The sequence below is a fragment of the Spirulina sp. CCNP1310 genome (assembly GCF_034932185.1).
GTDB lineage: Bacteria > Cyanobacteriota > Cyanobacteriia > Cyanobacteriales > Spirulinaceae > Spirulina.
This window is the reverse complement of record NZ_JAYGHW010000097.1, coordinates 1-12,535: the sequence shown is the minus strand read 5'-3', so window position 1 is coordinate 12,535 and position 12,535 is coordinate 1. Positions and strand designations below refer to the sequence as shown.

Here is a 12,535-nt window from a genome sequence, read left to right as displayed (position 1 = left end):
ATGGACACACTCATTCTCGAAATTCGTCAAAAATTCATCAAAGATCAAATTGAGTTTTCTAAACACGCTCTCGATCAATCCATCTTGCGAAAAATCCGAGTACAAGAAATTAGAGAGGCAATTGCCAATGGAAAAATAATCGAAAACTATCCACAAGATAAATACGGGCCAAGTTGTTTTTGGTTTAACCGTCGCAAAACGTCCGATCCATATTCAGTGTAGCTATCCAAGTCGTCCACTCGTTAAAATCATTACAGTGTACGAACCTAATTTCCAAAACTGGGATAATAACTTTACCACAAGGAGAATGAGTAACAATGACAACTAACTGGCAAGAAACACTCATCGAAAAACAAGTGACATACACTTTAAATTTGAACGGTCAAATTTTCATCATTGAAAATGTTCCCGCTCGCGTCAATGAAGAAACAGGTGAGCAATTTTTCTCACCATCAACTGTAGCGCATTTACAAGAGACAATTTTAAGTAAAAATCAACCCGATCATTTTATTAAAGTTCCCGTTTACAACTACTCACAAAATTTACCCTAAAGTAGTAAAGTGGGCATTGCCATACAATGACCCCCTAGCCAAACACCCCACTGTACCTGAATCCTTACATCATGACAGCCGCCGAAAAACTCTATCAACTCATCCAAACCCTCCCAGAAAGCCAAATCAACGAAATTCTCCACTTTGCCCAATTTCTTCAACAAAAACAACCCTCTCCCCCCCCCGCCATCCCCCCCGGAACCCTAACCGGACTTCGAGGCATTGCCAAACATCCTGGCACAGCACCCAGCGATGATGAACTACAAACAGAATACATAAACTATCTGACCCAAAAATACCAGTAAACCTACCCGTGAAAGTTCTCATCAAGACTTTATCGATAGCAACATTCCTGTTTACTCTTCCACCGAAATTATCAACCAGCTTTAGCGAAAAAATTACATCGGCCACCGCTTTGAAAATGATAGCGTTTGCGTAGCGTTCCCGCAGGGAAAACGCCTCGAAAAACTCTTCCAACTCTACACCCAACTCACCCCCAAAAAACCACCCCACTCAAAACCAAATCATGAACTTAACCCTACAACCCGTTTTAAAATTTCTAAAACAAGATCTCACCCAACTTTATGGCGATCACCTCATTCAACTCATCCTCTTTGGTTCCCAAGCCCGTGGAGATCACGAACCAGAATCAGATATTGATGTCCTCGTCGTGCTGCAATCACTCACCAATCCCGGCGAAGAAATCAAACGCACCGGCAAAATTGTCGCCGCCCTCTCCCTACAATATGATGTCGTCATTAGCTGCCTTTTCATGACAAAAACCGACTACCAAACCCGCAACAACGCACTACTTCGCAATATCCACCAAGAAGGAATTCTGCTATGACCAACGAGCAACAAGAACTTCTTCTCAAAGCCCAACAAAGCCTAGAAGCAGCAAAACTTCTCCTTTCCAATCACTATCCAGACTATGCAGCATCCCGCGCCTATTACACCATGTTCTACATTGCCGAAGCCTTTTTAGAAAGTAGAAAACTTTCCTTTTCTAAGCATTCTGCTGTCATTGCCGCATTTGGTCGAGAATTTTCTAAAATAGGGCTAGTTTCACCAGAGTTTCACCGCTTCTTAATTGAAGCCCAAGAACTTCGCACCACTGGCGACTATGGACAATTCAACGCCGTCACCATTGACCAAGCCACAGAACAAATTGACCGCGCCGAACAATTTTTAAACCTGGCTATTCAGGCGATCGGCACAATTTAACGAAACCCTCGAACGCATCCACATCGGCCGCCGCTTTGAAAATGATAGCGATCGCGTAGCGTTGCGAAGCAAATCGCCTCGAAAAACTCTTCCAACTCCACACCCAACTCACCCCCCAAAAACCCCCCACCTCCCTTAAAAACAAAAAATCCAAACCATAATAGCTGCATCAACCCATTCACTATTCATAGCCTTAATCCAATGATCCAAATTCAAATCAACCTACCCGAAAGTGCCTTCTCTGCACTCCGCAGCACCCCAGACGAATTTGCTCAAAAAATGCTCATTGCCGCCATAGTTAAATGGTACGAAGTCGGCATAATTTCCCAATCCAAAGCCACCGAAATAGCAGGAATTAGCCGTCAAACTTTCCTGCAAGCACTCGATCAACTTGAAGTTTCTCCATTCCAAACCACCGTAGAAGAATTAATCGAGGAAGTTAATCGTGGTTAAATCTTGGGTCGTCAATGCCTCACCCATCATCAGCCTAACCAAAATTGATCGCATTGATTTACTCAGTAAACTGTGTGATCAGATCATGATTCCTCAAGGCGTTGCCGATGAAATTAGTCTAGGAGGCTATACCGATAGTGCTGTAAATTGGCTTCAGCAGTCAGGCCAAGCATTCATTCAGCCTGCACCAGAAATTGACTCAAGGATCGCCACTTGGGATCTAGGTTTAGGAGAAAGTCAGGTCTTATCCTGGGCAATTCAGAATCCTAGCTATGAGGCAATTATTGATGATCTAGCCGCACGAAAAACAGCCAAAATTCTCCAGATTCCCGTTCGAGGTACTTTAGCTGTAGTCGTACTCGCAAAGCAAATGGGATATATCTCATCTGTAAAGCAGGATTTAGAGAACCTTATCCAGGTAGGTTTACGCATTAGTCCCGCTCTACTTGGGCAGGCGATCGCCTTGGCAGGAGAGCAATAATACTATCAAATCCCAGGCGACGGTTTAAAAATGACAGCGATCGCGTAGCGTTGCGAAGCAAATCGCCTTGAAAAACCCTTCTAACTCTACACCCAACTCACCCCCACACCCAACTTTGCCCTTGCTGCTATGAATAAAGCCATCGCCGTCCCCGCCGTCTCCGTCACCTACGCCCAAGCTGGCACATCCACCCAACCCAATGAATTGGGGATGCGCCCCATGCAAGAACGGGCCTACCAAAAACGTGGCGAACAATACCTGCTGATTAAATCCCCCCCTGCCTCCGGTAAAAGCCGCGCCCTGATGTTCATTGCCCTCGATAAACTCCACCATCAGGGGTTAAAACAGGCGATCGTCGTCGTTCCAGAACGATCCATTGGGGCCAGCTTCCACAACGAACCCCTCACACAATTTGGGTTTTGGGCTGATTGGCACGTTGAACCCAAGTGGAACCTCTGTGATGCCCCCGGCGGTGATAATGGCGGCAAAGTTGAAGCCGTTAAAAAATTTCTCGATAGCGATGCCAAAGTGCTGGTTTGTACCCATGCCACATTCCGCTTTGCCATCGATAAATTTGGCATCGCAGCCCTCGATCATCGCCTCATTGCCGTCGATGAATTTCACCATGTTTCCGCCAACCTCGATAATAAATTAGGGGATCATGTCCGCCAACTGATCACCCGCAACAAAACCCATATTGTTGCCATGACCGGCTCCTACTTTCGCGGTGATGCCGAAGCCGTCCTCCACCCTGAAGATGAATCCCGCTTTGAAACCGTAACCTATACCTACTACGAACAACTCAACGGCTACCAATACCTCAAACAACTGGACATTGGCTACTATTTTTACGGCGATCGCTACACCGATGCGATTATGGAGGTGCTCAATCCTCAGGAAAAAACAATCCTCCATATCCCCAACGTCAACTCCCGCGAAAGTACTAAAGATAAAATCAAAGAAGTTGAGCACATTCTTGAAGAATTAGGGGAATGGCAAGGCACAGATCCAGACACCGGCTTTCAACTCGTGAAAACCCCCGACGGCAAGATCCTTAAAATTGCCGATCTCGTTAACGACGACCCCAACAAACGGGATCAAGTATCAGCATCCCTCAAAGATTCAACCCAAAAAAATAACCGCGATCATGTTGATCTGATCATCGCCCTCGGCATGGCTAAAGAAGGATTCGATTGGATTTGGTGTGAACACGCCCTCACCATCGGCTACCGTTCTAGCCTCACGGAAATCATCCAAATCATCGGCCGTTCCACCCGCGATGCTCCCGGCAAAACCCGCGCCCGCTTCACCAACCTGATCGCTGAACCCGATGCCAGCGAAGAAACCGTCACCGAAGCGGTGAATGATACATTGAAGGCGATCGCCGCCAGCCTGCTCATGGAACAAGTCCTCGCCCCCCGCTTCGACTTCAAACCCAAACGCCCCGAAAACGAACCCACCCCCGGCTTTGATTACGGTGCAGAAGGCTATGATCCCAGCAAGTGCAATGTGGGTTTTAATTCCACAACAGGGGAAATTCAACTGGAAATTAAAGGGTTAGTGGAACCCAAGAGTCCAGAAGCCCAACGCATTTGCCGCGAAGACTTAACGGAATTGGTGACAGCTTTTGTTCAGGATAAACCCAGCCTGGAACGGGGTCTATTCGATGAAGAAATGGTTCCGGAGGAACTGACCCAGGTGCGGATGGGCAAAATTATTAAAGAGAAATACGCCCATTTAGAGGCAGAAGATCAAGAAGCGGTGCGACAACAGGCGATCGCCGCCCTCAATCTCGTTCAACAAGCCAAACAAACCGCCAACGAAACCAGCGAAACCTATAATCTCCTCCCCTCTCCCAGGTTGGGAGAGGGGCCGGGGGTGAGGGAAGAGCAGGAAGCCCCTCAAAATACCGCCCTCATCGATGGAGTACGGCAGTTTGCCCTCTCCGTCACAGAACTAGATATGGATCTAATCGATCGCATCAACCCCTTTGGCGAAGCCTACGCCATCCTCGCTAAATCCATGAGCGAAGAACGCTTAAAACAAGTAGCCGAGGTGATCGCCGCCAAACGGATCGCCATGGATCTCGACGATGCGCGATACTTGGCGCAACGCGCCCTACGCTTCAAACAAGAAAGAGGCCGACTGCCCTCCCTCACCGCCGCCGATCCCTGGGAAAAACACATGGCCGAAGGCATCGCCTTTCTACAACGCAAAGTTAAGGAAGACCAAGATCTTTAGGATTTGTATAATTGAATGAATTCATGCCCTCATCCCCCAGCCCCTGCTCCCAAAGTGGGGAGCAGGGGAGCCGGAGGGTATCGCTGCTCGATGTTGCTGCCATGACCCTCGCCCTCGAAAAACCTACCCCACCCCAATCCAGCCACAAACCTGCCACCTGGCAGGACTATCTGGCGATCCGGGACAATCCCGCCCTAGACTGGCAAAGAATCTCATTTTATCAAGGGTGGTTGTGGGTAGAGATGGGTAAAGAAGGGCCAAATCACGCCGCGTTCAGCGACCTAATGACGATGATTTTTGGGTTTTGGGTCTTCCTACACCCCGAAGTCGTTTTACAATCCTATGGTCGCTGCCTGATCGAATGCCCCGATACCCACGCCTGCGCCCCGGATCTCGTTTTATACAAAGGCGACAACATCCCCAAATGGCAACCGGGGGAGCCGCGCCGCATCAGTACGGAGCGTCACCGTTTACCGGATTTAGTGGGGGAAATTGCCGATACTACCCTCAGCCTTGATCTTGATGAACAGAAGCAACTGTACGCCAGTTTAGGGATTCCGGAATATTGGGTGATTGATGTGAAAGGCTGCCGGATTTTTGCCTTTGGCTTGGGGGAGGATGGCCGCTATGGGGTGATCGCCCAATCGCAGATCCTCACCGGGTTGGACATTGCCCTCCTCGAACAAACCCTAGAACGACTGAATCAAGAAACCAACACCGCCGCCGCCAACTGGTTTCGGCAACAGTTAGCAAACCATGGCTAAATCTCTGCAATCGACTACCGATGAGGATTTGGCCCTATTGGGTGAACTGGGGATCGACCTGGCCCCCGAACCCTTGGCTGACTATTCCCCCAGAGAGGAGCGGATCATCGCAGGCTTTGAGGAAATTGAGCGGTTTGTCTTGGCACAGGGTCGCCTGCCCCAACAGGGGGAAGACCGGGATATTTTTGAGCGGCTCTATGCTGTGCGGTTGGATCGCCTCCGGGAATCGGAGGAATGCCGTACCCTTTTGGAGCCTTTCGACCCTCACCACCTGCTCACTGCCACACCGGACATCAGCCCCAGCCCAGCAATAGACGTTGAGGCTCAAGATGATCAGGCCCTTCTCGCCGCCCTAGGCCTTGATACCACCGCCAATGAGATCACCCAACTGACCCATGTGCGTTCCCGCCAAGAAATTAAAGCCGCCGAAGAAGTGGCCCAGCGCAATCCCTGTCTAGATTTTGAGCAATTTCAACCCCTCTTTAAACAGGTGCAGCAGGACTTGAAAAGCGGCGCAAGGGCAACGCTCAAATATCAGGACAATGCCCAAATTAATCGCGGCGATCTGTTTATCCTCAAGGGTCAGAAAATCCTCGTGGCAGCAGCGGGGGAAGTCTTTACCACCGATTCCGGTTTGCTTAATCACCGTCTGCGGGTGGTGTATGACAACGGCACCGAAAGTGATTTGTTGATGCGATCGCTCCAACGCGCTTTAAACAAAGATAAAACGAGCCGCCGTATCACCACCCCCGATCTCGGCCCCCTCTTTTCTCAAACTGCCCTAGCTCCCCAAGGGGAAGGGGAGCTAGATAATTTGACATCCTCCCCGGATGACCTGCCCAGCGGCTACATTTATGTGCTTAGAAGCCAATCCGATGTTCCCTTCATTGCCGAAAATCGATCCGTGATCCACAAAATCGGCGTAACAGGGGGAAATGTTAAAAAGCGTATCGCCAATGCCAAGCACGACCCCACCTATCTCCTCGCGGATGTGGAAATTGTCGCCACGTTCAAACTCAGCCATATCAACCCTAAAAAGTTGGAGACCCTGATCCATCGGTTTTTGAGTGCTACCCGCTTAGATGTAGAACTACAAGACCGCTTCGCGATCCCTGTCAACCCCAGAGAATGGTTTCTTGTTCCCCTAGAGGCTATTGAGGTGGTGATTGAAAAAATCAAGGATGGAACCCTTGATCAATTTCGCTATGATCGCGCCACCGCAAGTCTGACACGGCTTTAACTGAGTCAATGGTTGACAGTTCCCCCCATCCCCCCAATGTCGCCAAAGGGGGACTGGTAAGGCTTGGCCGGCTTCCCCTCCTACCATGGTGAGGAGAGGACTGAGGGGGTAAGGGGGTAGAGAGATGCACTTTTAAGGCGGGAACGATGTCAAAATTGGGCCACACCGTCATAAACTTGTCTTGGAGAGTCAAATACTGGCAGTCAAGAGGTTTTCCGTGAAACGAGTATTAGGGATCATACTGGGTGGCGGTGCAGGTACTCGCCTCTACCCCTTAACAAAACTAAGAGCAAAACCCGCAGTTCCTCTCGCCGGAAAATATCGCTTAATCGATATTCCAGTGAGTAACTGCATTAATTCCGGCATTGATAAAATTTACGTCCTGACGCAATTTAATTCCGCGTCCCTCAACCGTCACCTCAGCCGAGGCTACAATTTTTCTAGCATTAGTGATGGTTTTGTGGAAGTGCTTGCGGCCTATCAAACCCAAGAGCATCCTGATTGGTTTCAGGGGACAGCGGATGCGGTACGTCAATACCTGTGGTTATTTCGGGAATGGGATGCGGATGAGTTTTTAATTCTCTCCGGGGATCATCTCTACCGCATGGACTACAGCCACTTTATTCAACGTCATCGCGAAACGGGGGCTGATATTACCCTGTCAGTGATTCCCATTGATGAGCGGCGGGCTTCTAGTTTTGGTCTGATGAAAATTAACGACAACGGTCGCGTTGTGGACTTCAGTGAAAAACCCAAAGGGGAAGCCCTTAAAGCAATGCAGGTGGACACCACCACCCTTGGTTTAAGTCCAGATGATGCCCGCCAAAAACCCTATATTGCCTCCATGGGCATTTATGTGTTTAAGCGGCAAGTCTTGATTGATTTACTGGAAAAAAATGCCAGCCAAACGGACTTTGGTAAAGAAATCATCCCTGGGGCTGCCGCTGATTACAATTTGCAGGCCTATTTATTTGATGATTATTGGGAAGATATCGGGACGATTGAGTCTTTCTTTGAGGCTAATTTAGCCTTGACGATGCAACCCAAGCCCGCTTTCAGTTTTTATGATGAGCAGGCCCCGATTTACACGCGATCGCGCTACCTACCCCCCACCAAGTTACTGGATTGCGAAGTCAAAGAATCGATTATTGGCGAAGGATGTATTCTCAAAGAATGCAACATCAGCCATTCGGTTTTGGGGATTCGTACCCGGATTGAGTCCGGTTGTAAAATTGAGGATGTTCTCGTCATGGGGGCAGACTACTATGAACCTTTTGCCGAGCGGCAAAACATCAACGATTCTAAACAAGTCCCCATCGGGATTGGTGAAGGTTCAACGATCCGCCGGGCGATTATCGATAAAAATGCCCGCATCGGTCAAAAGGTGTTAATTCTCAATAAAGACCGGGTGGAAGAAGCTGCGCGTGAATCCGAGGGCTTCTATATCCGGAGTGGCATTGTGGTTGTACTTAAAAATGCTGTGATCCCCGATGGTACGGTGATCTAATCCCAATCTGGCTGGAGCATTTCCGTAACCTGTGCTAACGGTGGGCGATCGCCCACCGTTTTTTTAGATCAGATTCCCCCGTACAACGGAGAAAATTTGTGATAGCGTTAAGGGCAAGATCCTCCCTGCTGTGTATGACGTTAAACCCCCATGGCCCTGTTGAAACCCAAATCCATCATCCCTGTGACAAAAACCAAACGCCCCCGCAAAATTAGCCTCTGGATTGAGCAAGCCCTCGCCATCATTGCGGCCCTCAATTTATGCTTGGTTGTGTTTGATTTAAGCTATGTTTCTATGCGAAACTTTTGGCTTCAGGGGCGGGTGCGGTTTATTGATATGAATATTGGCGCATTTACCTATCGTTTTCCCGAAGAGCCGGTAACGATTTTTAGCTTACCTGTTGCGGATTGGTATGATTGGGTGAAGGGGATTGAACCCTACCGAGATACAGAAGCATATTTAGCAGATTTTGAAAACTTTAAAGAGACACTGATTCTCTATAACCTAGATTCGCCCGAAGTTGAGAAAACCCTGGCGATCCTCCGAGAAAAAAGTGATGAAATGATTGATACGAATCCCTTCCAAGTTGCCAATAAAACGGGAACATTGGAGCGGATTAAAAACATCATGCGAGATCATATTGGTGATGATTCAGCCAAAGAGTCTTTTCAAACTTTTTGGAGTTTAAGTTATTTAAAGTCTCGCAATGTTAACGAAGAACTCCGTTTCTTTGAGCGTAAAATCCAGCCCCTGATTGAAACAAACTTTTTTCGGCCCGTGGGCGAAAATGGTGAGCCGGTTGATAATTTCGGTCTGATTGACTTTCCCTTTACGGCGTTGTTTTTGGTGGAGTTCCTCGGCCGGACTTGGGTGATTAGTCGCCGTCGCAAAGGGGTAAGCTGGCTGGATGCAATGCTGTGGCGTTGGTACGATGTGATTTTATTCATCCCCATCCCCCACTGGATGAATATGGTGCGCCTGTTGCGGGCTGTGCCGACGCTGATCCGCCTCCATCAATCTCACTTGGTGGATATGATTAAAATTAAGCGGCAGATTAGCCAAGGGTTTGTGGCGAGCATCGCTGAAGACCTCACCGAGGTGGTGGTGGTGAGTTTGCTCAATCAAGTGCAAGGTTCCGTGAAACGGGGTGAATTGACGGATTTTCTCGCCCAACAGCAGAAAAATTCCTATATTGACCTCAACAATACCAACGAGATTGCCGAAATTATCCGCTTGGTGGCCCAGGTGACGATTAACCAAGTGTTACCGGCAACACGCCAGGATCTAGAAGCGCTGATGGACTATGGGATTCGGAAGGCGATCGCCGATGTCCCCGCCGCCCAGCAGATGCAACGGCTACCGGGGGTGATGCAAATGCAAGAGACCATCACCAAACAGGTGATTCACCATCTTTACGATGTGATCTATAGTCAACTGCAACAACTGCTCACCGTTGATCCAGAGTTTGATGCATTGATTGAACAGTTGGCTGAAACCTTCACCAATTCAATGCGCAATGAAATCCAAGCCCAGCAAAGTATTGATCGGGTTGAATATTTACTGATCGCCCTCATTGATGAAATTAAAGTCAATTATGTCCAACGCCTTTCCCAGGAAGATGTGGAGGATTTAATGGATCAAACCCGTATGCTACGCCAAGCTGCCCAGACAGAGGTTAGTTAGACGAGATTTGCGATAAACGCTGTTAAAATGGGTGCATCTTAAATATGGGAGAGGATTAAAGTCCTCACAACGAACGCTGACAAAGGTTTGTGGTGACGACGGCAGTCCTTCTCAGTCTCACTTGATTGTACGCTTGGAAGAGTTCTGGTCTCAGTTATGTCGTTTTCTTCGATATTGCAATTTATTTTAGGCGTGATTACGGGGTTGATTCTGCTGTTGGCCAGTGGCACGGCGGCGGGTTATTACTTTTTGAGCCGGATGGTTGTGATCCCTGAGCGGCCGGTGTATTCAGAAGAACGCCCCACGGCCTCACCGCCGGCAACAGATCCCGAAACGGACAATGGGCCAGAGCCAGAAACCGCCGCTGAATCCCTAGAGCCAGAATCGCCAACGGAGGAACTCGAACCGGGGGCCTATCGAGCAACGGTGACTTGGCCCGATGGCTTGAGTTTGCGCTCAGAGCCGAATGGTGAGAGTGAATCCATTAGTGGGCTGGCCTATGATCAGGAAATCATTATTTTAAAAACCAGTGAGGATGGCAATTGGGAGCAAGTGCGCTTGCCCAATAGCGATCGCACCGGCTGGGTACGGGCGGGGAACTCCCAAGCCATTGAGGATTGACATCGAAAAAAATCCCTCGCTGGTAGGGGGCGAGGGGAATGGATCTAGGCGGCGGTGGCTTTCGGCTTCACGGTTGGGGGAGAATTTTGGAGATCTTGGAAAATCCCCAGGAGGCGATCGCCCCAATATTTCACGTCGTAGGTGGTGACGGTTTCATACATCTGGGCCATCCGGGCCTTTTGTTCATTTTCCGGCATTGCAATGGCCCGCTCAATGGCACTATCCATCTGGGTTTGAGAATAGGGATTCGTGAGGATCGCCTCCGGCAATTCCACCGCTGCCCCGACAAACTCCGAAAGCACAAGCACACCTGTATCATTTTGGTGGGCCACCACATATTCCTTCGCCACCAGATTCAACCCATCCCGCAGCGGTGTCGTCCAACAAACATCGGCAAGTTTGTAATAGCACATTAAATCAATGGGGTTGAGGGGTTCCGTGAACAACAGCACCGGAGTCCAACCCAATTGAGCAAAGCGGCCATTAATCCGCCCCACCAACTGCTCAATTTCCGTTTGGGTGGTTTCATAGATCCGCATCCCGCTGGCAGGGGTAACGCAGGTGACGAGAAACGTCACTTGGCCGTGGAGATCCGGGCGACGCTCCATCAACCGCTCATAGGCCAGGAGCATTTCCTGATTGCCCTTGACGTAATCCACCCGACCGGCGGCAATCAGGAGCTTGCGATCGCCCAACTCCGCCCGCATTTGGGCCAGGCGCTCCACCGCTTCCGGTTGAGCCAACACCGACTGAATATGTTTGGGGTTCGTCCCCACCGGGAAGGCATCAATATGGACGGTGCGCCCTTCGTAGCGCATTTGCGTCACCATTTCCGGCTCCGCTAGGGCCGTGCCGGTACGGGTGAGGTGTTGCGGGGGATCCGCCCGTTTAATAATGCTCACTTCCCGCAAACTCCGGGCCACATGGACAAAGTTTTCCGAGTAGCGCGGCACATGGAACCCCACCACATCGCAACGGAGCAGGCTATCGACGATCTGCTCCCGCCACGGCAGAATATTAAACACATCCACCGCTGGAAACGGCGTATGGTGGAAAAAGGCAATCTTAGCATCAGGCTTCAGTTGGCGGATATAGTAGGGGGCCAACCAGAGGTTATAGTCATGCACCCAGATCAGGGCATCATCGGCAGCTTCTTGGCAAGCAGCTTCCGCAAAGAGGCGGTTAATCCTTTGGAAGTTTTCCCAATCGGCGGATTCATCGCTAAAGTGCCAAGGGAAGGAATGGAGGATCGGCCAAACCGATTCCTTCGAGGTGATGTGATAAAAATGCTTCACCTGCTCGGCTAACAGGGGAATCCGTAAAACGCTGTAGTGATTTTCCTCCTCCACCTGAACACGGGCTTGGAAATCCGTTTTCTGTTCAGCGCTGACCTGTTTCCAAGCCACCCAAGTGCCTCGATTCACATGGCCAAAAAAGCTTTTCAACGTTGGCATAATCCCGTTGGGGCTTTTTTTCGGGCGGTAGTGAACCTGGCCATTTTCAATGACTTCATCATAGGGTTCACGGTGGTATAGGATAACCAGGGAGGATTTCATGGGTTGGGTTTGAGAATCAGAGTAGGGAGAGGGCGGTTTCCATCCCCTCAACAGGGATAAAATCGGCTCAATCTACCCCAATATCCTTGATCCCCCAAATTTACGAATCTTTCCCCAGGCTTAAATCCCAAGGATCCATCTCTACCATGGGATAGAGGACAGCCACTTCCCCCTTCCCCCTTCCCCCTTCCCCCCATGCCCACAGAGTCAGATT

13 protein-coding genes and 1 pseudogene are annotated in these 12,535 nt (G+C 49.5%); 13 read left to right on the top strand and 1 reads right to left on the bottom strand.

From position 1 onward, the window contains the following. The 13 genes and pseudogenes from VB712_RS18540 to VB712_RS18480 all read left to right on the top strand — a co-directional run bounded on the left by VB712_RS18540 (window position 1) and on the right by VB712_RS18480 (window position 10,765). A pseudogene (locus tag VB712_RS18540) lies at window positions 1-328 on the top strand (DUF4258 domain-containing protein). Beyond that, a complete protein-coding gene (locus VB712_RS18535; RefSeq protein ID WP_323257466.1) occupies window positions 318-551 on the top strand; it encodes a YgiT-type zinc finger protein in 234 nt (77 codons plus the stop codon). The pseudogene VB712_RS18540 and the gene VB712_RS18535 overlap by 11 nt, the downstream one beginning before the upstream one ends. Before the next feature lie 71 nt (window positions 552-622). After that, window positions 623-856: a DUF2281 domain-containing protein gene (locus VB712_RS18530; protein ID WP_323257464.1), complete on the top strand. Its 234-nt coding sequence runs from the start codon at window positions 623-625 to the stop codon at window positions 854-856. A 221-nt stretch (window positions 857-1,077) separates the two neighbouring features. Continuing rightward, window positions 1,078-1,398: a nucleotidyltransferase domain-containing protein gene (locus VB712_RS18525; RefSeq protein ID WP_323257462.1), complete on the top strand. Its 321-nt coding sequence runs from the start codon at window positions 1,078-1,080 to the stop codon at window positions 1,396-1,398. After that, window positions 1,395-1,775, top strand: coding sequence for a HEPN domain-containing protein (locus VB712_RS18520; RefSeq protein ID WP_323257460.1), 381 nt, complete (start codon window positions 1,395-1,397; stop codon window positions 1,773-1,775). The genes VB712_RS18525 and VB712_RS18520 overlap by 4 nt, the downstream gene beginning before the upstream one ends. 201 nt (window positions 1,776-1,976) lie before the next feature. After that, window positions 1,977-2,228, top strand: coding sequence for a UPF0175 family protein (locus VB712_RS18515; protein ID WP_323257458.1), 252 nt, complete (start codon window positions 1,977-1,979; stop codon window positions 2,226-2,228). Next, complete coding sequence (locus VB712_RS18510) at window positions 2,221-2,709, top strand: DUF3368 domain-containing protein (RefSeq protein ID WP_323257456.1); 489 nt, start codon at window positions 2,221-2,223, stop codon at window positions 2,707-2,709. Before VB712_RS18515 ends, VB712_RS18510 begins: the two co-directional genes overlap by 8 nt. Window positions 2,710-2,838: 129 nt before the next feature. Then, on the top strand, window positions 2,839-4,950 hold the full coding sequence (locus VB712_RS18505; RefSeq protein ID WP_323257454.1) for a DEAD/DEAH box helicase: 2,112 nt from the start codon (window positions 2,839-2,841) through the stop codon (window positions 4,948-4,950). Window positions 4,951-5,051: 101 nt separating this feature from the next. Continuing rightward, a complete protein-coding gene (locus VB712_RS18500; protein WP_416236396.1) occupies window positions 5,052-5,714 on the top strand; it encodes a Uma2 family endonuclease in 663 nt (220 codons plus the stop codon). Beyond that, the gene (locus VB712_RS18495) at window positions 5,707-6,954 is read left to right on the top strand and encodes a GIY-YIG nuclease family protein (RefSeq protein WP_323257450.1); all 1,248 of its coding nucleotides are present in this window, start codon (window positions 5,707-5,709) and stop codon (window positions 6,952-6,954) included. The genes VB712_RS18500 and VB712_RS18495 overlap by 8 nt, the downstream gene beginning before the upstream one ends. Window positions 6,955-7,171: 217 nt before the next feature. Continuing rightward, on the top strand, window positions 7,172-8,461 hold the full coding sequence (locus VB712_RS18490; protein ID WP_323257448.1) for a glucose-1-phosphate adenylyltransferase: 1,290 nt from the start codon (window positions 7,172-7,174) through the stop codon (window positions 8,459-8,461). Between the two features lie 150 nt (window positions 8,462-8,611). Beyond that, window positions 8,612-10,144 (top strand): hypothetical protein, encoded by a 1,533-nt coding sequence (locus tag VB712_RS18485; protein ID WP_323257446.1) that lies wholly within the window; start codon window positions 8,612-8,614, stop codon window positions 10,142-10,144. Between the two features lie 156 nt (window positions 10,145-10,300). Further along, window positions 10,301-10,765 carry an SH3 domain-containing protein gene (locus tag VB712_RS18480; protein WP_323257444.1) on the top strand — a complete coding sequence of 155 codons (465 nt, stop codon included), beginning with the start codon at window positions 10,301-10,303 and terminating at the stop codon, window positions 10,763-10,765. A gap of 44 nt (window positions 10,766-10,809) precedes the next feature. Here the strand turns inward: VB712_RS18480 and ggpS are convergent, their stop codons facing one another. After that, window positions 10,810-12,321 carry a glucosylglycerol-phosphate synthase gene (ggpS, locus tag VB712_RS18475; RefSeq protein ID WP_323257443.1) on the bottom strand — a complete coding sequence of 504 codons (1,512 nt, stop codon included), beginning with the start codon at window positions 12,319-12,321 and terminating at the stop codon, window positions 10,810-10,812. Between the last annotated feature and the right edge of the window lie 214 nt (window positions 12,322-12,535).

Coding starts and splice junctions, on each gene's coding strand:
- VB712_RS18480 (WP_323257444.1), top strand. CDS start 10,301: ATGTCGTTTTCTTCGATATTGCAATTTATTTTAGGCGTGATTACGGGG.
- VB712_RS18515 (WP_323257458.1), top strand. CDS start 1,977: ATGATCCAAATTCAAATCAACCTACCCGAAAGTGCCTTCTCTGCACTC.
- VB712_RS18520 (WP_323257460.1), top strand. CDS start 1,395: ATGACCAACGAGCAACAAGAACTTCTTCTCAAAGCCCAACAAAGCCTA.
- VB712_RS18535 (WP_323257466.1), top strand. CDS start 318: ATGACAACTAACTGGCAAGAAACACTCATCGAAAAACAAGTGACATAC.
- ggpS (WP_323257443.1), bottom strand. CDS start 12,321: ATGAAATCCTCCCTGGTTATCCTATACCACCGTGAACCCTATGATGAA.
- VB712_RS18500 (WP_416236396.1), top strand. CDS start 5,052: ATGACCCTCGCCCTCGAAAAACCTACCCCACCCCAATCCAGCCACAAA.
- VB712_RS18525 (WP_323257462.1), top strand. CDS start 1,078: ATGAACTTAACCCTACAACCCGTTTTAAAATTTCTAAAACAAGATCTC.
- VB712_RS18495 (WP_323257450.1), top strand. CDS start 5,707: ATGGCTAAATCTCTGCAATCGACTACCGATGAGGATTTGGCCCTATTG.
- VB712_RS18485 (WP_323257446.1), top strand. CDS start 8,612: ATGGCCCTGTTGAAACCCAAATCCATCATCCCTGTGACAAAAACCAAA.
- VB712_RS18530 (WP_323257464.1), top strand. CDS start 623: ATGACAGCCGCCGAAAAACTCTATCAACTCATCCAAACCCTCCCAGAA.
- VB712_RS18505 (WP_323257454.1), top strand. CDS start 2,839: ATGAATAAAGCCATCGCCGTCCCCGCCGTCTCCGTCACCTACGCCCAA.